At 60.1% G+C, this 19763-nt stretch carries 18 protein-coding genes; 8 read left to right on the top strand and 10 right to left on the bottom strand.

Translation table 11 applies throughout. The features are described from left to right. From AC6FTP_RS18975 to AC6FTP_RS18950, 6 genes are all read right to left on the bottom strand, one after another. Positions 1–1116, bottom strand: a 1116-nt coding sequence (locus AC6FTP_RS18975) for a serine/threonine-protein kinase (RefSeq protein WP_497208485.1), incomplete at its 3' end; no start/stop codon positions are given. Continuing rightward, complete coding sequence (locus AC6FTP_RS18970) at positions 1106–1831, bottom strand: RNA polymerase sigma factor (protein WP_497208484.1); 726 nt, start codon at positions 1829–1831, stop codon at positions 1106–1108. The genes AC6FTP_RS18975 and AC6FTP_RS18970, both read right to left, overlap by 11 nt. Positions 1832–1890: 59 nt before the next feature. Then, complete coding sequence (locus AC6FTP_RS18965) at positions 1891–2787, bottom strand: hypothetical protein (protein ID WP_497208483.1); 897 nt, start codon at positions 2785–2787, stop codon at positions 1891–1893. A 22-nt stretch (positions 2788–2809) separates the two neighbouring features. Continuing rightward, positions 2810–4294 carry a hypothetical protein gene (locus tag AC6FTP_RS18960; RefSeq protein ID WP_497208482.1) on the bottom strand — a complete coding sequence of 495 codons (1485 nt, stop codon included), beginning with the start codon at positions 4292–4294 and terminating at the stop codon, positions 2810–2812. Positions 4295–4465: 171 nt separating this feature from the next. After that, on the bottom strand, positions 4466–6244 hold the full coding sequence (locus AC6FTP_RS18955) for a bifunctional serine/threonine-protein kinase/formylglycine-generating enzyme family protein (protein ID WP_497208481.1): 1779 nt from the start codon (positions 6242–6244) through the stop codon (positions 4466–4468). Further along, entirely contained in the window at positions 6241–6978 is a 738-nt protein-coding gene (locus AC6FTP_RS18950; protein ID WP_497208480.1) for an RNA polymerase sigma factor, read from the bottom strand. The genes AC6FTP_RS18955 and AC6FTP_RS18950 overlap by 4 nt, the downstream gene beginning before the upstream one ends. 109 nt (positions 6979–7087) lie before the next feature. Here AC6FTP_RS18950 and AC6FTP_RS18945 point away from each other — a divergent pair, with 109 nt between their 5' ends. Together AC6FTP_RS18945 and AC6FTP_RS18940 are read left to right on the top strand one after the other, a co-directional pair. Next, the gene (locus AC6FTP_RS18945; protein WP_497208479.1) at positions 7088–9628 is read left to right on the top strand and encodes a thrombospondin type 3 repeat-containing protein; all 2541 of its coding nucleotides are present in this window, start codon (positions 7088–7090) and stop codon (positions 9626–9628) included. Between the two features lie 98 nt (positions 9629–9726). Continuing rightward, positions 9727–12168: a PSD1 and planctomycete cytochrome C domain-containing protein gene (locus tag AC6FTP_RS18940; protein ID WP_497208478.1), complete on the top strand. Its 2442-nt coding sequence runs from the start codon at positions 9727–9729 to the stop codon at positions 12166–12168. Positions 12169–12171: 3 nt separating this feature from the next. On the opposite strand, the gene AC6FTP_RS18935 is transcribed toward AC6FTP_RS18940, so the two are convergent. Then, positions 12172–13353 carry a CobW family GTP-binding protein gene (locus AC6FTP_RS18935; RefSeq protein WP_497208477.1) on the bottom strand — a complete coding sequence of 394 codons (1182 nt, stop codon included), beginning with the start codon at positions 13351–13353 and terminating at the stop codon, positions 12172–12174. Positions 13354–13410: 57 nt separating this feature from the next. Between AC6FTP_RS18935 and zigA (AC6FTP_RS18930) the strand changes: the two genes are divergently transcribed. Beyond that, complete coding sequence (gene zigA / locus AC6FTP_RS18930) at positions 13411–14622, top strand: zinc metallochaperone GTPase ZigA (protein WP_497208476.1); 1212 nt, start codon at positions 13411–13413, stop codon at positions 14620–14622. Here the strand turns inward: zigA (AC6FTP_RS18930) and AC6FTP_RS18925 are convergent. From AC6FTP_RS18925 to dcd, 3 genes are all read right to left on the bottom strand, one after another. Next, positions 14610–15140, bottom strand: a complete 531-nt coding sequence (locus AC6FTP_RS18925) for a phosphatase domain-containing putative toxin (RefSeq protein ID WP_497208475.1) — start codon at positions 15138–15140, stop codon at positions 14610–14612. The two genes, zigA (AC6FTP_RS18930) and AC6FTP_RS18925, sit on opposite strands and share 13 nt — an antisense overlap. Further along, on the bottom strand, positions 15133–15594 hold the full coding sequence (locus AC6FTP_RS18920) for a hypothetical protein (protein WP_497208474.1): 462 nt from the start codon (positions 15592–15594) through the stop codon (positions 15133–15135). Before AC6FTP_RS18920 ends, AC6FTP_RS18925 begins: the two co-directional genes overlap by 8 nt. 72 nt (positions 15595–15666) lie before the next feature. Next, complete coding sequence (dcd, locus tag AC6FTP_RS18915) at positions 15667–16251, bottom strand: dCTP deaminase (RefSeq protein ID WP_497208473.1); 585 nt, start codon at positions 16249–16251, stop codon at positions 15667–15669. Between the two features lie 61 nt (positions 16252–16312). On the opposite strand from dcd, the gene AC6FTP_RS18910 reads away from it, so the two are divergent. From AC6FTP_RS18910 to AC6FTP_RS18890, 5 genes are read left to right on the top strand one after another with little or no spacing between them, the layout of a single operon-like run. Further along, positions 16313–16546 carry an FmdB family zinc ribbon protein gene (locus tag AC6FTP_RS18910; RefSeq protein WP_497208472.1) on the top strand — a complete coding sequence of 78 codons (234 nt, stop codon included), beginning with the start codon at positions 16313–16315 and terminating at the stop codon, positions 16544–16546. 15 nt (positions 16547–16561) lie between these two features. Then, positions 16562–16786, top strand: coding sequence for a hypothetical protein (locus AC6FTP_RS18905; RefSeq protein WP_497208471.1), 225 nt, complete (start codon positions 16562–16564; stop codon positions 16784–16786). Between the two features lie 48 nt (positions 16787–16834). Continuing rightward, entirely contained in the window at positions 16835–18115 is a 1281-nt protein-coding gene (gene zigA, locus AC6FTP_RS18900) for a zinc metallochaperone GTPase ZigA (RefSeq protein WP_497208470.1), read from the top strand. Between the two features lie 14 nt (positions 18116–18129). Further along, positions 18130–18942: a hypothetical protein gene (locus tag AC6FTP_RS18895; RefSeq protein WP_497208469.1), complete on the top strand. Its 813-nt coding sequence runs from the start codon at positions 18130–18132 to the stop codon at positions 18940–18942. Further along, on the top strand, positions 18935–19597 hold the full coding sequence (locus tag AC6FTP_RS18890; RefSeq protein WP_497208468.1) for an ABC transporter ATP-binding protein: 663 nt from the start codon (positions 18935–18937) through the stop codon (positions 19595–19597). Before AC6FTP_RS18895 ends, AC6FTP_RS18890 begins: the two co-directional genes overlap by 8 nt. Positions 19598–19763: the final 166 nt, after the last annotated feature.

Below are 19763 nucleotides of genomic sequence, written 5' to 3'. Positions count from 1 at the left end.
GCCAAGGCTGTTCTCCCAGGGCTGCTCTTTGCTGGCAGTCGTCGGATAGCGAGGAGCGGGTGGTGGCGCTGGCTGGGAAGTCTCTCGCTGCCACCAAATGCCAATCATCGTGGCAAGGGCAATCGCTGCGGCACAGCCCGCGACGAGCGCCGTCATCATCCACAGCCGACGACGTTTCGCGGCCACCGTTTGGGAGTCGCGAATATGCTCCACGGATAAGCGCAGTTCACGCACGCTCGCATGTCGCTTCGTGGCATCATCACTCATCGCACGGGTGATGACGGCGTCGAACTGTGATGGCACTGCGGCGATCTTTGATGCCGGTGTGAAGCTGCCCATGGGCACTTGTCCGGTGAGCAGTTGGTAAAGCAGCACGCCGAGCGCGTAGATGTCCGCCCGCTCGTCGGCCGCGCCGCGCCGCGCCACTTCCGGTGCCATGTAGTAGGGCGTGCCAAAGGCTTCGCGCGTCTGAGTGAGTGTGAAGGATGAGAGTGATCCGGCCACAGCTTTGGCGATGCCAAAGTCAGCCACTTTCACCTTACCATCGTTACCCACGAGGATGTTCGCAGGCTTGATGTCGCGATGAATCACTCCCTTCCCGTGCGCGCTTTCCAAGCCGTGGCAGACCTTGATAAAAATATCCAGCGCCTGATCCGTGCCGATGCTTCCAGCATCCAGCAAACGTCGCAAATCACATCCTTCGACGAGTTCCATCGCCAAGTAATAGCGCCCGTCCTCAGTCTCGCCCACACTGACGACGCGCACGATGTTGGGATGATCGAGCGATGCCAGCGCCTCGGCCTCGCGGCGGAAGCGCTCGGCCATCTCGGCATCCTCGCTGATGCTGCGCGCGAGCACCTTGATGGCGATGGGCTCATCCGTGTCCTCGCGCACGCCACGATAGACGATCCCCATCGCGCCCACGCCGAGCACGCTTTCGATATCGACGCCGTCGATCTGCACCGCGAGGTCGCCCGCCTCGGCAGGCTTGGGCTGCAAAAGTGCCGTTAGAGCGCTCGCCGCACCGGCAGCGAGGCAGGACGGGCACAGACCCTCGATGCGGCGTGTGCTCATCGCGCCGCATTGGGCGCATAGGCTGGTGGTTTCAGCGTCCATTTTGAGCGAGCACGGTGAGCAGGTAGCGCAGTTCCTCTTCGGCGGCATCAGGCGCAGCCGTCTCCGCCACCTCACGCTGAAGGGCCTCGACGAGGCGTCTGCGTGCACGGTGGAGTTCGACTCGGAGTTGGGCTTCGCTCACACCTGCCGATGCACTGATCTGGGCTCGTTGTTGCAGTTCACCTGCGGAAAGAAGTCCGTCTTTGATCAGATGAAAAAGCGCCGTCTTTCCACGTCGCTCATAGCTGCTGCGCAGATGACTCATGGCACGCTCCAGCAGCGTGAAGGCCCAGGCGCGGTCGTAATGCAGATCCGCCTGATCCGGCGTCCCGCCAATCGATGGCTCCTCCCAGCCCTCCAGCTCATCCAGCGCCAAAAGCTGCGCACCGCCACCCCGCTTGATCCGCGTGGCGTCACGCAGGTGATTGGAGAAATGATGGCGCAGCATCTCCTTCATGTAGCTACGCAGCCTGCCTTTGGATGGATCGACGGCGGCGATGCCACTGCTGCTCTGCGTGAATTTGACGAGGAACTCCTGAGTCAGGTCGAGTGCATCCTCCCGCTCGCAGCCCAGCGCCCGCAGAAATGAATACGCCGGGCGCAGGTAAGCCCGGCAGACATCCTCAAGCGCCTGGCCTGCCCCTTCGGAATCCCCGCGCGCGGCGAGCACACGAGTCCAGGCTGTGGCTGGGAAGGGAGTCTTTGAGGTATCCATGCAAACCTCGACTCATGCTGACGCCGGGGCTGGAATCAACTGGCGACGCACGGACGGTGCTAGATGTCCGTGCCATCCATCGGCACCGAAACCGATAGCGGTCGGATGGCGATGGCGCGGATGAACCGGCGTTGGTTGCCGGTCCAGGTGACCGTCCTCGTTGTGGCAGTTCCTGAATCGGGGGCGAAAATGCCGAGGGCGGAGTTTTGCCAGTTGACGAGATTGTCGGAGGTCTCGATGCGATACACGCGGGTGGGATCGGTGGTGAAGGTGACCGTGGCCTGGGTATTTCCGCCGCTGAAGGTCGTGCTAGCGATCTTGAAATAGTCAGACGCCAGATCTGGCCGCGTGCCTGACAGATATTCGTCGGCATCACTCACGCCATCTTTGTCAGCATCGGTGGCGTGACCTGCGGTGTTGAGATTGCTGAAGTAGGCGCGCTCCCAGGCATCGGCCATGCCATCGTTATCCGTGTCGGTAATGCGCACCATCAGGGTCGTCAGCGTGCCAGCGCCGAGATTGATCCAGCCCATGTTTGCGCTGTAGGCCATGCCGCTGAACTCCCCCGTGAGCAGATTCACGCGGGGACGATTCACATCGTTCGCCGCAGCCCAGCCAAAATTGATCCAGCCAGTGTTCGCGCCGTAGGCCATGCCGCTCAGACAACCCGCGCCATCGTGATTCACGCCGAAGTCTGTGGCGCTGTTATTTTGATACTCCATGCCATCGGCAGGAGTGCCATCGCCAAAATTGATCCATCCAAAATTGGCACCATAGGCCAGACCTGCGAAGAAGGATTCGCCGACGATCACGCCATTGGGTGAAGCAGGCTGATCATGCCGGAAGTTGATCCAGCCTGCATCCGCACTGTAGGCGTATTTGAGCGTCGGGCTGATCGTCGTGTCGGCCTGTGCGGTGGTCACGATCAGGATGAAAAAAGTGAGCAGGTGTTTCATGACGTGCTGAGTTTGGAGAGGCTCACTGCACCAAGTTTGCCATGGGGTTGGTGTTCGTGTTCAGGGTGGTGGAGTTGACTGCGGTAGCGGCGGCGTTGGTGTTGTCACCGAGGTTTTGCACCATGACACTGCCACCAGCCCAGCGTGAGCCACGGCTGTTTCGCACGAGGGTGTTGGTGACACCGTTTTCGAGGCGCACCGCCGTGAGGGCACTGTCTCCGCGACCGATGAAAGTGCTGCCTTCGATGGCGTTGCCCACCCCGCTCAGGATCTGCACCCCGGTGCCACTGCCTGGGATGCCGCGGATGTTGGCCCTGATGGTATTTCCAGAGCCACTGACCTGCACCGCTGCTCCGGTCACGCTGGCCGTGGGGGCGATGTTGCAGTCGATCACGGTAGGGCAGTAGTTGCAGTTTACCCTCACGCCGATCCCCACAGTCGTCGTGCCTTGCAACCTGAGACGCGGACAATAATCGTCGCTGGCAAGGGTGAGCCCAGACTGAACGACATCAATGGCGATGCCGAGCGTGCAATGGGTCGCGGTGACTTGATAGGGACCCTGGCTGGAAGTGAAAAGTTGGTAGGGGCCCTGTGATGAAGTCATTTCATACGGCCACTGGACCGAGGTGTAGAGTGAAGACACACCCGTGGCAGCCGTGACGTTCAGGAATTCGACATTCAGTCCAGACACCTCGGAGAAACCGCTCGTCGTGCCGAGCACGGTGCTGGTATAGGTGCCACCCGTGAATCGCGCAGTCATTCCCATGATCTTGGAGTCAGGTCCCAGAAGCATGGCTGGGGCATTGGTGCCCCCGGTGGAGATGGATGAAACCAGTATATCCTGGAGCGTATGATGATCACCCGTTGCGACGATGATCGGGTCAGCGCCACCTGCCTGACTGTCACGAATCTGCACACCGCAAAGGATGGAGTCACTGCCCATGACCACGGCTGAACCCACCGGATCGATGATGCTTCCGCCACTGATGGTGAGCCTGCCGGGACAGTACACCGCGTTCAGCCCGGCGTAGTGCCCGACCTCGTGGGTGGCAGTATCGCCGATGTAGTCGGCATCGATCTTGATGTTCGAGCTGCCGAAGCTGCGGATGCTGCCGTTCATGATGAGTGAATCCTGAAATTCGTCCGCATCATTGGGCAGTTGGACATAACCAGAGGCACTCGCCCCGGCATTGCGCCCATCAATCGTATAACCCATGAGATCCACTTTCACGCGGCCACCTCTCACCAACTGGACGACGATACCATGCTTCCCGCTTGGCGGCGTAAGATTCCCCGTGAGCACATAAGAGCCAGGCTGGGTGATCTTGAAGACGCTAGTGCTGTCTCCCGGCGTGTAGAGCTGGTTCAGCGGCGTGCGAGGCTCTACCTCATTGAGCGTTTTCATGCTCGGGCCAGGAGGCCCGGGAGGCGTGAGTGATCCCTGGCCGTGTGCGAATGAAACCAGTGCCAGACTGGCGATGAGTGAATAGATGAGTTGAGATTTCATGAGGTGAGCGACGGTAAAACTTTGTCTTCACTCTCCCCATGCACCGCTGCTCGGACAGCGTTGCACTCGCCGTAAAATATTTTTTCGCCGCGCCTGTAACACCTGCGGCTTGCGGCGTTGGCTCAGATGGGGCCGTGGTAGTATTTTAACAGGTCCCACCTCTAAATGATTTCATGGCTCAGTATGGCTAGGCACCAGCACAACACGGAAGCCACTGCCCTCAAGCGTGGCTATGGGGCGCAGATGTCGGCGGTGATCCACGCGCAGAAGGCTGAGCTCGTGATCACACCACGCGCCACCGCGTGAGATGAATTCATCATCATTCGCCTGCCAGCGGGAGGAGCACCACTCGCTGACGTTGCCGCTCATGTTGTAGAGCCCGAGTGAGTTCGGTGGGAAAGCCGTGACGGGTGCTGTGAACGGATACTCATCGCGATGCCTCAGCGCGGGTGTTTGCCCAATCAATGTCGCGGCTTCCTGACCGGCGAAGTTCGCCAGTGTCTCCACTTTCAGGCCGGGCAGTCCACGCCCCCAGACATAGAGTGCATGGCTGTTTGGCCCGGTGCTCAGGTGGCGTTCCTCGGGCGTGCTGCCGGACTCTTTGAGTGCGGGATTTGCACGGCTCCATTCCTCATCTGTGGGCAGGCGATACTCTTCATCGTTGCTGATCACTCCGAGTGCGTGCTCCTTGCTTGTGAGCCAGTCACAGAAGCGCTCGGCCATCGGCTTGCTCAGTGGCGTGATCGGATGATCTGGTGTCACAGGCACTGGCGGGTGACGCCAGCGCGTCTCGCGGCCCGTGACTGGCAGCCCGGCGTCACGCGCATGAGCCTCGAAGTCGCGAATGCGTGTCTCCGACTGGCAGAAGAGCACGCGCGTTCCAGGCACGGGCACAAAGCTCATGCCGAGTGAGTTCGTCCAAGGTTTCGCCAGCGTGGCAGTGGCGGGACTCACGGCGACGAGTGGAGCCTTTTCCGACAAGACAAACCAGACTCCGAGAGCCAGCAGCGCTGCGGCAGCGGTGATCAGCGACCTCATCCGACAGTGTGTGGGACACAGTGATTTCTCCAGTTCACTTAGCAGCACGTCCGCCGTCGCAGGTCGTCGTGCTGGATCTTCCTGAAGGCAGCGAGAGATCAGCCGGTCCACCGCCGCTGGCACCTTCGCGAGATCAGAGGCGGGCATGTATTCGCCGATGGGCAGACGCCCCGTGAGCATCTCATGCAGCAGCACGCCGAGAGAAAAAATGTCCGCTCGCGCATCTACCTGACCTGAGCCACGTCGCACTTCGGGCGCGATGTAATACGGCGTACCAAACACCTCCATCGTCTGCGTGAGCGCGAGGGCGGGTGCACCTTGATCATGCAGCAACTTCGCCAAAGAAAAGTCGGCGACTCGCACGCTGCCATCACTCAAGAGCAGGATGTTGGCCGGCTTGATGTCACGATGCGCGATGCCCTGCCGATGCGCTTCAGTAATGGCGGCGCAGGTCTGGCGGAAGATGCTGAGCACCTCGTCCACTGGCAGCGGACCTTTGTGCAAACGTCGCCCGAGGTCACCACCCTCAGCCAGCTCGGTGGCCATAAACCACCTGCCCTCCGGCGTGACGCCCGACTCGACGATTCGCAACACATGCGGATGCTGCAATGACCGGAGAGAATCCGCCTCGCGTTGCAAACGCTCCAGCAGATCATCGCGGCCGATGAGGTGCTGTGGCACGAGCTTGAGCGCTACTTCCTGTTCGTCGGCCATTCGCACCGCCCGATAAACCACGCCCATGCCACCGCGACCAAGCACCTCCAGCACTTCATAGCCGGGCACTACGGGTTCAGATTCGCCCGCAGCGGCTGGATGCTTCACAAACGAAGTCACCGCGCGCGCCACGCAGGCCGGGCAAAGGCCATCGACAGCGCGCAGGGTTGCGCCACAGGCTGGGCAGGTCGTGTTCATAAATCAGGCGTGTGATGGGCCAGCACATGCAGCAGATGCAAAAGCTCCGCGTCCACTTCGGCAGGCTCGTCCAGCGTCTCAGCCACCTGCGCGCGCAGCAGCTCTGCGAGCCTGCGACGTGCGCGGTGCTGCTCCACGGCCAGCGCGCCGCGTGTCATGCCGAGTTCCTGAGCCAGCGCAGACACATCGCCATACTCGGCGATCAGCAGGGTCGGTTTCAGTTGCTCGTAGATGTCTAGGCGCCCGCGTTTCAGATAACCATCTTTCAGCCCGGACAAAGCACGCTCCATCACCACCAACGCCCATTGCACATCATACTGATGATCCGCCACTTCGGGGGCTGGCAGCTCAGGAGCGTCATCAGCATCGAGCGCCAGCGGCTCCTGTCCACCACCACGCCGCAGCGCCGCGCCATCGCGCCGCCAGTGGTAGAGATGATGCCTGATCGCTGATTTCAAATACGCCCTCAGCCGTCCCTGCTCAGGCTGCGCACGCTGGAAGCCATCACGCCTCAAGAATGTGGCAAAGAAGTCCTGCGTCACATCCTCCGACTCCTGCTCCGGGCAGCCCAGCGCTCGCAGGTAGCCTGCCACAGGCTGCCAGTAAGCGGTGCAAAGCTGATCCAGCGCCACGCGTGCTGTGCCGAGGTCATTCGACTCGCGCGTGCGCAGCACTCGGCTCCACATCGTGGCGGGGAACGGGAAGGCATGACTGGAGGGCGCGGCAGACGGCATGTACACCTCACTTTAAACCCTCATTCGCCTGCGAGGCTGCATAAAAAATCGAATGTCTGTAACGGTCTTCAGCAAACCGGCCACCTGCGGATGAACCCCCAACTCATCCATGAAAGCGATCCTCCTTTTCACCCTGCTGTCCGTGACCGCCGCAACCGCCCAGCCTGCGCAGGTGCGCTATGGCATCGTCGTCCACAGCGAGCAGCCCGGCGGCGGCAGCAATGGCATCCCCGTCACACCAAACTTCAACGCCAGCGGTCTCACCGCGAAGCTGACCTATGTGCAGTGGCGCGAGGCCATCCTCCGCTTTGCCGAGATGTGTGCCGCTCGGACTCTGCCCTGGCAGTTTCAAACCGACCTCAACTTCGCCGAAGGCGTGGCACGCTACGAGATGCCCGGCGTGAATCAGGACACCAGCATCGCCAATGGCACCTTTCACATCGGCGGTGGTGTTTACAGCACGAACACTGGCGGCGTGAATGTGATCAAGTACCTACACGATCATCATCAGGTGAATCTCGATCCGCACTCGCATGAGCAGAACAGCCTCGTCCCCTACAACTACGCCGACGTGGCCTACCAGCTCGATGTTCGGCTCGACACCGACATCACCGGCGTGGTCGGCGGTCACATCTACGATCCCGCCAGCAGCGGCTACCAGGACTGGCCGAAGTTCATCGAGGATCGCGATGCCAATGGCCTCAATGACGGCCTCGCCTGCCTCAAATTCTCCACCACAGCACCGTCGTATCGCTGGAAACCCGTCATGCTCATGGGCGCGGGTTCGCTCAACCATGACAATGATTTGCACAGCTCCGGACTCTGGCGTCCACAGGATGCAGGTCACTTCACCACACCCTCGTCGGGTGACATCGCCGCCATCGGAAATTGGAGCAACGATCTCCACGAGCACGACCGCCTCCTGCGCCTGTTGGGAAACGGCACGATTCCCCATGAAGACAAACTTTGGACCATGGCCCGAGTGCTGAATCACCGTGACTTCGTGCAGACCGGCTACCTCACTTCGACGGCTGCGGCCATCCTCGATACCATCCAGCGCTGGCGTGATGCCGGCCGCTGTGAGGTGAAGACGCTTCAGGCCACCTATGATGAATGGATGAGTGCATTCAGCGGCACGCAGAGCCTTTATGAGCGGCCTGCGAACAACCTCGGCTTCTCGTGGAACTGGCAGGACTTCGCCTATCCTGAAAAGAGTGTCGAGGAACTGCGCACCTTGCTCAATCATCATGAATCCCTCGGCGTGCCTGTCGATTGCTTCTTCACCACCTGGCAGACCGACATCATCGAATCCCTCGCACCGGAGCTTCTCGGTCGTCTGCAAAGCTCCGCCGTCGTCAGCATGGCCTATCACGTCCGCGCGCCGAAGCCTTATGCCAATGGCTACGACTGGTTCACCGGCCAGTATGGGCGCTCCATGACGCTCGCCGACATCACGAACTATGAAGAGCACGGTCTCGACATGGTCACGGGCGAGCCAACCACAGTCAGCGGTGGCTTTTTGAAACTCACCAACCTCATGGGCCTAGCACCGCGGCTCGTCGGAGCCAACGCCACCGGAGCCATCGCCAGCACGGTGCATCAATACTTCCGCGAGGCAGGTGCGATCATGCTCGTCGAGCACAGTGATGCGGCCATCAATCTCGGTGACACACGCAACGGTCTTTTCCTCCGCCCCGAGTCGTATGACTGGAAACTCATCGAAACCTACCGTGCCGATGCAGGCCACGTCACATCCATCGACGGAGCCTTTGCGAATGCTCACAGCAGCACTGGTAATCTCGCGCCGTGGTTTGTCGGCGTGAAACTGCACGACAACGATCTCTTCGCCGATCAGTCCGCCTGGACCTATGTCTATCAGCCGTTGAATCGTCCTCGTCCCTGGGATCCCACGGCAAAGCCCGCGCTGCTGACCGAGACGGAGCGGACACTGCGCCGCAACTACTACCTGAATCTCGTCAGCGAGGCAGCCTCGCGCAGCGACGATCTCACCGTGGTGAACTCGCGTGACACGCTCAGCCTGCTCGGTGAAGACGAGCCGCGCCCCATCGGCCTCAGCCGCACGGAAGTCGCCGAAGGACAATCGGCGGCGACAGTGCTTGCCGAGATCACCGGCGGAGGCAGCGAGTCAGGAGTGAAGTGTGACTACACTCTCGTCTCCGGCACTGGCGATGCTGACAATGCCAGCTTCATCTTGAGCGGCAGCGACCTCACTGCCGCACACCCCCTCGATTATGAAACCCAGCCTGTGCATCATCTGCGCGTGCGCTGGACTGACGGCAGCGGCAGCAGTGGCGAGCGCGCTCTGACTCTGGTGCTGCGCAATGTCACCACCGATGACGACGATGCCGATGGCTTCACCGAAGAAGATGAAAACATCGCCGGAACTGATCCCCTCAACTCCACCTCCCGCATGGCCGTGAGCGATGTCTCACGCGCGGGCAATCAGGTCACGCTGAGCTGGAGCAGCGTCATCGGAAAGCAATATCGCGTTCGTTCCAGCACTGACCTCTCAAGCTGGACGGATGTCAGTGGCACGCTCGTCACCGCCACCACGGCCACGACTTCGCGCACCTTCACCGCCATGCCTGGCGAGCGGCAGTTTTATCAGATCATGGTCATCACACCCTGATGAATCCCACCGCTCACCTGAGATAGAGAATTCAAGCTGCGACAAAGAACCGTTCTCGAGGTGGCGTTTAGCCCACGTTGAAACACCTCCCGTCAATTTTGCTCCTGTTCGCTGCCACGCCTGTCGCGGCGGCGATTGACTTCAGCCGCGACATCCAACCGATTCTCAGTGAGAACTGCTATCACTGCCACGGTCCAGATGCCGCGAAGCGCAAAGGTGATCTCCGACTCGATGAAGAAAAAGCCGCGAAGAGCGGTAGCGCCATTGTTCCCGGCAAAGCCGATGAGAGCGAATTGGTGAAGCGTATCTTCAGCAGCGATCCCGAAGAGTTGATGCCCACGCCGAAGAGCAATCGCAAGCTCACCGAGGCACAAAAGCAGCTCGTGAAACAATGGATCGCTGAAGGTGCGAAGTGGGGTAAGCATTGGGCCTTCGAGCCGGTGAAACGCCCACCTGTGTCTGCGGGCGCAAAGCATCCGATTGATGCCTTTGTGAACCAAAAGCTCACCGAGGCAGGCTTGAAGCCAAACCCACGCGCCACGCACGAGACACTCGTGCGCAGGCTCTCGCTAGATCTGACGGGCCTTCCGCCGTCGGACTCGTCTGACAAGTCTGACCTGTCCGACATCATCGAACGTCTATTCGCCAGTCCGCACTTCGGCGAGCGCTGGGCCTGGGACTGGCTGGATGCGGCGCGCTATGCCGACAGCAACGGCTACCAGGGCGATCCCGAGCGCACCATGTGGCCCTGGCGTGACTGGGTGGTGAAGTCGATCAATGACAACATGCCTTATGATCAATTTACGGTCTGGCAGCTCGCGGGTGATCTCCTCCCGAATGCCACGATTGAGCAAAAACTGGCCTCAGGCTTCAACCGCAATCACATGATCAATGGCGAAGGTGGCCGTATCGCCGAGGAGACACGCGTGGAGAACGTGATGGATCGCGTCGAGACCACTGGCACCGTTTGGATGGGACTGACGCTGAACTGCACGAAGTGCCACGACCACAAATTCGATCCTCTCACACAGCGTGACTACTTCGCGCTCTATGACGTCTTCAATCAAACCAGCGAAGACGGCAAAGGCCGCAGCGGGCAGGCTGCACCTGCCATGGATATCAGCACGCCCTCCGAACTGGCGCGCACGGTCAAAGCCAATGCCGCTGTTGGCAAGATCGCCGCTGAGGTGGAGGCCTTTGAACTGAAAAAGTTCCCGCGCCCGGCTGGCAAACCACTCACCGAATCAGAGGCGATCAATCTACCCGGCAACCTGCCGAGCACCCTCGCCAAAGCTGAGCCGAAGAATCGCGGAGTCGATGCGCTCCTGGAGGCCATCGGCTACTTCAAGGGCAAGGATGCTGCCTATGTGGCCGTCCTGAACAAGCTGCTCGCCGCCCAGCGCGAGAAGACCGCCGCCAGCAATGCGGTGACAAAAGTCATGGTCATGGACACCCTGCCGCAGCCGCGCGAGACCTTCATTCTCGACAAAGGTGCCTACGACAAGCCGCTGACAACGAAGGTCAGCTTCACTACACCCGCTGTTTTGCCCGCCATGGCGAGGGATGCACCGAAAGACCGGCTCGGTCTCGCGCAATGGCTCGTGCGTCATGACAATCCACTCACTGCGCGTGTCACCGTGAATCGCTTCTGGCAGTCGATCTTCGGCATCGGGCTGGTGAAGACGGCAGAGGATTTTGGCGTGCAGGGCGAGATGCCACCACATCGTGAATTACTCGACTGGCTCGCCGCTGAGTTCATGGAGAGCGGATGGGATGTGAAGCATCTCCTCAGGATCATCGTTACAAGTGAGACGTATCAGCGGAGCTCATCGTTCGTAGTTCGTGCTTCAGCCCGCCAAGGACGCTCCGAGAACGGGCTGAAGCCCGAACTACAAACGGACCCGGACAACCGCCTGCTCGCACGTGGGCCGCGCTTCAGAATGCCTTCGTGGATGCTGCGGGATCAGGCACTGGCATTGTCGGGTCTTTTGAATCCGAAGCTTGGCGGGCCTTCGGTAAAGCCTTACCAGCCCGAGGGCATCTGGGAGGAGGCCACCTTTGGCAAGAAGACCTATGTGCAGGACCACGGAGATGCTCTTTACCGCCGCACGCTCTATGTGTTTTGGCGTCGCATCGTCGGCCCCACGATGCTCTTTGATAACAGCACTCGCCAAGTCTGCGCCGTCAAAGCCACGCGCACGAACACCCCCCTGCACGCGCTGGTGACGCTGAATGACACGACCTTCGTCGAGGCGGCCCGAGTGCTTGCCGAGAAGGTGCTGAAGTCCCCCGGCGACGACGCTCAGCATCTCCAGCACGCTTTCCACATCGTCACAAACCGGGTCGCCAAAGCGGAAGAACTCACCGTGCTTCAAAAGCAGCTCTCCAAGCTCCGCCAGCAATCCGCCAAAGATGCCGCGAAGCTTCTTCAAATCGGGGAGCACAAGTCTGACTCCAAGCTCAACGCCGCAGAAAACGCTGCATGGACGAGCCTCTGCCTCATGCTGCTGAATCTGGACGAGGTGGTAACGAAGGAGTGATCATCACTCGACCTTCCGCAGTGTCTTCGGCCATGGATCGTCAAAGCTGCCGCCGGCTTGCCAGCGTGCGATTTCTTCATCTGTGCAAAGGCAGGCTTCCAGTTCGGGCATGAAGACTTCGCGATCTCGCAGGGTGCCGATGACGGTGAGTTCATTGAGCCGATCTCCAAAGAGCGGATGCGAACCGACGATCTGCTCGCGAAGCATCGCCTTCTCTTCGGCGACGAGTTTTCCGAGCGGGTCCTTCAACAATGCGGCCTTCCAGTAGGCGAGCAGTTCGAGGTCGATGCCAGCCGCTGCCTGATTCCAGAGCAGCACCTGTTCATCTCGCGATGCCATCCATACAAAGCCTTTGCTGCGATGAATGCCCAGCCCGAGTCGCTCGTGGAAGAGACGCCAAAGTCGCCGTGGATGGAAGGGGCGAGGGTCACAAAAGACCGTGCTTCCAAGATCATAGGCCGCTGAGGAACCCAGTGTCTCAGGAGCACCCTCGCGCCAGTTTTTGGCCAGCAATCGTGAGCGCTCCATGCTGAATTTCCCCGTGCCCAGAAGCCGAGAAGAAGGCACCTGGCCGTAACTCGCGGCATGAACGTCAGCATGAGGGTTCAGGACCTCCAGACACTTCAGCAGGAAAGGCAGATCGTCGGGGCGGACACGGTCGGTCTTGGTAACAAGCAGGGTGCTGGCGAACTGGATCTGCTCCGCCAATAGGTTCTCCATGGATCGACGTTGCTCCTGTTCATTTTGGATCAGCTTTTCAAACAGCCGCTTCCCCGCGCCGTAGTCTTCGATGAAGGCCTTTGCGTCGATCAGCGTGACAAAGCTGTCGAGCTGGTAGTGATCATGGCGACGGGCGATTTCCTCAATGAGCGGCCAGGGATGAGTGCTGCCGGAGGTCTCGATGACCACCTGTTTCAGATCGTCCTGCGTCTGCCAGGAATCCAAAATCTCACAGAATGCCCTGCGCTGATCCCCGCTGATGGAGCCCGAATAGAGGCTGGCCAGGGTTCCTTGCTCTTCCGTGACGTGCTGGCCAGAGCGGACCAGATCGCCATCGACCTCCAGCTCTGCCATGTCGTTGACGATCACGCCGAGCTTCAGGTCGTCAGCATGGCGCAAAAGGCGGCGCAGGAGCGTCGTCTTGCCCGAACCCAAGAATCCAGAGAGGATCGTGATTTTTATCATAAAGCAATTTGATTGCATTAGCTAAAGAGCTAAACAAACGCAACTTAATTGCCTTTTATGAAAGCCTCGAAACTCCCCGTCACCGTCCTCTCCGGCTTCCTCGGCGCAGGAAAGACCACGCTACTCAATCACATCCTGCGCAATCGCGAGGGCCGCAAAGTCGCCGTGATTGTGAATGACATGAGCGAGGTCAATGTGGATGCCCAACTCGTGAAAAGCGGCGATGCCAAGCTCTCACGCACCGAGGAAAAGATGGTCGAGATGAGCAACGGCTGCATCTGCTGCACGCTGCGCGAGGATTTGATGCAGGAAGTCGCCACGCTGGCCAAAGAAGGCCGCTTTGACTCCATCCTCATCGAATCCACCGGCGTCTCCGAGCCCATGCCCGTCGCCGAGACTTTCACCTTCACCGATGACTCCGGCCGCAGCCTCAACGACCTCGCTCAGCTCGACACCATGGTCACCGTCGTCGATGCGCGGAACTTCCTCGAAGACTACCACAGCACCGAGGACCTCCAGGACCGCGAAATGGGCGTCACAGGTGAAGATGCTCGAAACATCGCGAATCTGCTCACCGATCAAATCGAGTTCGCCAACGTCATCCTCATCAACAAAACCGATGCCGTCAGCGCCGACGAGCTGGATGAAATCCAAGGCATCGTCCGCGCCCTGAACCCGAAAGCCAAGGTCCACCTCACCCAGCGCAGCGAGGTATCGCTGGAGAGCGTGCTCGACACCGGCCTCTTCGCCATGGCTGAGGCGGAGCAGAGTGATGGCTGGCTCGACAGCCTCCAGCAGCACACACCCGAGACGGAGGAGTATGGCATCAGCAGCTTCGTGTATCGCGCTCGCCGACCGTTTCACCCGCAGCGGTTTCAAGATTTACTCAAGTCTCCCTGGACCGGCGTGATCCGTGCCAAAGGAATGTTCTGGCTCGCCACGCGCAACGAGATCGCGGGTTATGTCTCGCAGGCCGGCGTGCTCCGCGACACCCGCGCCATGGGCTTCTTCTGGAGTGCCGTCGCAGAAAATGAGTGGCCGCAGGACGAGCAAAGTCAGGCCGAAATCCGCTCCCACATTCAGGGCATCTACGGTGATCGCCGCACCGAGATCGTCATCATCGGTCGTGAGATGGACAAAGCTGCCCTTACCACGAAATTTGACGCTGCTTTGTTGACGGAAGCCGAGTTCGAAAAAGGCCCCAACGCCTGGACGCAGCTTCCCGATCCCTTCCCGCAGTGGGTGCCGAATGAGCCTCAGGCCTCGTGAACACGCTTTGAGGTGTGCTTCGTCATCCACCGCTTCGCACACTCGCTTTGCTCGCGGGTTTCCAGGCAGCATTTCCGGCGGGCACGGATCCACTGCACCGGATCAGTCTTCGCGGGGATAAAGCCCGCCTTCGCACACCACGCGACGATGAACTGCCCCGTCCGGCCACAACCCGCCACACAATGCACCACCACCGCCTCGCGAGCCGCGTGGTGCTGGTCCATCAGGGTCACGAAGTGCTCGATCTGCGCATCTGTGGGCACCCCATAGTCCGGCACGTTGATGTGATGGTAGGCAAACTGGCTCGGCACATCGCGACGGTTGTCGAACTCACAGCAGTTCACGACCGCGCGGATGTTTTGCTCATCGTAAATGTCGAAGACATAAGGATCAGGCCACCACGAGGCAGCGATGACACCCTCGACAATCCAGGTGAAGGGCTCGGTGCGTTCGGGCTGACCTCGTTCAGGCCAATACCAAGGGCGGATCAATTGCGGCATTTTGTAAATGTCAGGCATGGAGGGCTTTTGAATTGCTCGGCTGGCCGCCAGAATAGCAAGCCGCAAGCAGAGCTGCTCCACCGACAAGGCAGCTCAAGGAGTCTGCGGCGACTTGAAATGAGGGCATCCCGGCATGGATGTCGATCCAAAGAAACAGCGGGCCAAAGGCCAGATACGCCCAGCCGCAGAATACGATGAGCGGACGGTAACGAACCACATCGCATGACATGAGCCAGAGCAGGACCGCCTGCGCCAGATAGACGCAAGAGGCACCCGAAGTCATGTAGATGAGCAAAGGTAAATGGGGTGGCTTACCAAAGCCCAGCAGCACCGAAAACTTTTCCACAGCCATCTGCGGCGCAAAAATGGCGGGCAGAGCGATGAATGAAACCGCAGAGATTATCCGCAGCACCAAACGCTGGAGTCTTGGGTTGCCGCGTTCGGATTTAGGCATGGGTTCGGCATCTTTCATGGAAGCGGGGACGACACACTTTGTGTAAAGCAAAATTCCGAGGATGCCATGGCAAGTCGAGACAGATGCAGATCACACCTTTGGCAGGGTGATGCGTTGCTTTTGGTCCTGATACTTGCCGGTGCGTTTGCGATAGCTGGTGGCACAGGGTTCACCTTGGAAAAAGAGCATCTGGACGATGCCTTCATCGGCGTAGATGCGGCAGTCGGCAGCGGAGGAGTTGGAGAATTCGAGGGTGAGATGGCCGCTCCAGCCGGCTTCGGCAGGAGTGACATTGGCGATGATGCCACAGCGAGCATAGGTGCTTTTGCCGACGCAGATGGCGGTGACATTGGAAGGCAGGCTGAGCTTTTCCACGGCGACGCCGAGACCGTAACTGCGGGCGGGCAGGATGAAGTAGGAGCCGCTGTCATCGGTCTCCAGCGCTACTTTTTCGAGGTTGCGTGCCTGGAAGTTTTTCGGGTCCACCACGGTGCCGGGGATGTGGCGGAAGACTTTGAATTCATGGCGTGAGAGTCGCAGGTCGTAGCCAAAACTGCTCATACCATAAGACAAGACTTCCGTGCCATCTGGTTGCTTTCTCACGAGATTTGGCTCGAAGGGCTGAATCATGCCGCAGCGGGCGAGTTCGGTGATTTGGAGGTCATTGAGGATCATGTCGGCGACTCTTTTACTGCAACATACTTGCATTACAATCAAAGAGGCTCAACATGCCCCCATGCCCACCTACCTTTACGAAACCCTGCCGCCGACGCCGGAACTCCCGGTGCGGCGTTTTGAGCTAAAGCAGAGCATGCGCGATGCCGCGCTGACGCACGATCCCGAGACAGGTCACCCGGTGCGCCGCGTGCCGCAGGCCAGTTTTTATCTCGGTGGCGTGCGCAGCCTGCCCGTCGCGCCGCTTGATGGCGGCGGCTGTTGCGGGCCGGGCGGCGGGGCCTGCCATCATTGAACCCGAAACGCTTCCATGAACATCTCCTCCGGCTTCCCCACCTCTTTCGCTGAGTTTTGCTATCTCATCACGCAGCGCTGCGACACGGCACTGACACGCGCTTACTGCAAGGAACGCATCGCCGCGCTGAAGGACAGCTCCATCCCTGCCACTCGCGACTTTGTGAAGGCCTATGGCGATCCCCACTGCCGCCAGGTCATCGCCTGGTATGAACAAGCCGCCCGCGAAGCCCTCGCCTGATTCAAGCCTTCGTCATTCACCATTGATCATTCGTCATTCTCTCTTCCCATGTCCCGTCTTCCTGTCACCGTTCTCTCCGGCTTCCTTGGCGCTGGCAAAACCACACTGCTCAATCATGTCCTCAACAATCGCGAAGGCCGACGCGTGGCCGTGATCGTGAATGACATGAGCGAGGTGAACATCGACGCCGCGCTGGTGGCGAACGGCGGTGCCAATCTCTCCCGCACGGAGGAAAAAATCGTCGAGATGAGCAATGGCTGCATCTGCTGCACGCTGCGGGAAGATTTGCTCGTCGAGGTCAACCGCCTGGCCAAAGAAGGCCGCTTTGACTACCTGCTCATCGAGTCCACCGGCATCAGCGAACCGCTGCCTGTGGCCGAGACCTTCACGTTTGAAGGCGAGGACGGAAAGAGCCTCAGCGAGATCGCCCGGCTGGATACCATGGTCACCGTGGTCGATGCCAAAAACTTCCTCCACGACTACAACGAGGCCGATTCGCTGCAAAAGCGCGGTCAATCTCTTGGCGAGCAGGATACACGCACAGTGACGGACCTTCTCATCGATCAGATCGAGTTCTGCGATGTCATCGTGCTGAACAAAGTGGACCTCATCAGCGAGGCCGAGCGCACCCTGCTGCGGGAGGCACTCACCAAGCTCAATCCTCGCGCCCGCATCGTGGAGTCGGAGATGGGACGCGTGCCTCTCGGCGAGGTGCTCGACACCGGACGCTTCAGCTTTGAGGAGGCCTCACGCGCCCCCGGCTGGCTGAAGGAGATGCGTGGCGAGCACACGCCGGAGACGGAGGAATACGGCATCTCCAGCATGGCCTACAAATCGCGGAAACCCTTTCACCCGCAGCGCTTCTGGGACTTCCTGCATGAGGAATGGCCCGGCATCATCCGTAGCAAAGGCTACTTCTGGCTCGCCACGCGCATGGGACTGGCGGGCATCTGGAGCCAGGCGGGCGGTCTCGCCACGCATCGCTGTGCGGGCTTCTGGTGGATCAGCGCCCCGAAGTCCGGCTGGCCGCAGCGCATCGAGGATCGCCGCCAGATCCTCGACAACTTCGTGGAGCCCTACGGCGACCGCCGGCAAGAACTCGTCTTCATCGGCATCGGCCTCGATGTCGCCACGCTCACCGAAAAACTCGATGCCTGCCTGCTCACCGATGAAGAGTTCGACGCAGGCCCCGGCGAGTGGGAAAACCTACCTGATCCCTTCCCCCGCTGGCACATCCAGGCCGCCGTGGATGCCCACCATGAGCATGGCCCTATCCATGCCGAGGTCCCCGGTGCCGAAGAAGAGACGCCCACGCCCTGGCTGCGCTAACAACAAGTCTGCCCATGATCACTCGTCACATTCTCCTCCTCGGCGTTCTTTGCTTCGCCGCCTGTAAAAAAGCAGCCGAGCAGCCTCAAACGGTTGTCTGGCAGCAACTGACGGCTTTTGATGAAATCGCGGCAAAGGCTGAGGGACTCGCGCAGGTGGGTGATCTGGCGGCCTTGCGGCAAATGCAGCCTGAAGTGGTCAAAACGGGAGCCGCAGTGACTCCGGACACGATTCCGCCGAATGCGAAAAACCCGGCGGGCCTTGCTGAGCCTCTTGCAGACCTAGCTGAACTCATCGCCAAGCTCTCCGCTGCTGATTTGAATGAGGAAGACCTGAAAACCTACACTCTGGCGCTGCATCCGCTGGTGGCAGTGATGATGACAGAGGCTGGTATGCCTCACATCCATGCCAATGAAGGCCCGCACGGCGGCTTCTTCCATCCCGTCTTTGGCAGCGATGGCAAACAGGCTGCCACGCTTGAGATCAAGCTGCATGACGACGCGGGTGATCTCGAAGTCTGGCTCGTCAAAGGCGGTCGCGATGGCCCGGCGCTCGATCTGCCGCTCGACAGCGTGCTAAAGCTCGACTTCCCCGATTTGAAGCGTCAGATCGAGCTCCGCGTGCGTGATCGCGAGAAAAACGCTGGCGAAGACGGCGTCTCCAATCTTCGCAACGGCCAGACGAACTACTTCATCTTCCCCGGCGAAACCGGCTCCGATGCGAAATGGCTCATGGGCGTGAACTTTGCCGCAAAAGCCAAGCTCACACTGCCCGGCGGACTCAGCAGCGAGGTCTTTGTTTTGAAGCCGCATGTGCATCATGAATGACGCCGTGATCCATCTTCATAGCCTGCGGCATAGGTTGGCACCTGGTGTGTTTTTCATGCTGGATGAACTGTGTGTGGCTGCGGGAGAATCCGTGGCTCTCACGGGGCCGAGTGGCTGTGGAAAAAGCACGCTGCTCAATCTCATGGCGGGTCTCACGCGCTTCCATGCTGGCAGTGTGAGAGTGCTTGGCACGGAAGTGGGCAGTCTCGGCACGGCGGCGCTGGATCAGCATCGCGGCAGGCACATCGGCATGGTGTTTCAGAGCTTTCACCTGCTCGGCGACTTCACTGCCTTGGAGAATGTGCAGATCGGGCAGCGCTTCTCAGGCCGTGAAGGAGGTGCTTCTGAGATGCTGGCGCGGGTGGGCCTCTCCCACCGGCTGCACACGCGGGCCAGTCGCCTCTCTGTGGGGGAGAGGCAACGTGTCGCCATCGCCCGCGCCTTGGTTGGCAGGCCGGAGATCCTCCTCGCTGATGAACCTACCGGCGCGCTGGATCCGAAAACGGGCCGCCAAGTCTTCGACCTCATGCGTGATCTCGCCCGCGAGCACGATGCGACTTTTTTGATGGTCACGCATGATCTGGCCCTGGCCAAAGAGCTGCCGCGCCAGTTCGACTGCTCCACACTCATCCGCAGTGAGGAGGGAGAAGCATGACCCTCCCGCGCATCGCCTGGCGTTATCTCACGGCGCGGCCGTTGGTCACGCTGCTCACGCTGGCGGGCATCGCGCTCGGGGTTGCACTCATCGCGGCGGTGCTCACGCTGCGGCGGGAGACGGAGCGCACGTTTCAAAGAGAGGCTGGGCTCTTCGACCTCGTCGT

The organism is Prosthecobacter sp., from assembly GCF_044378005.1.
GTDB lineage: Bacteria > Verrucomicrobiota > Verrucomicrobiia > Verrucomicrobiales > Verrucomicrobiaceae > Prosthecobacter.
This window is presented reverse-complemented; position numbering and strand designations above follow the sequence as displayed.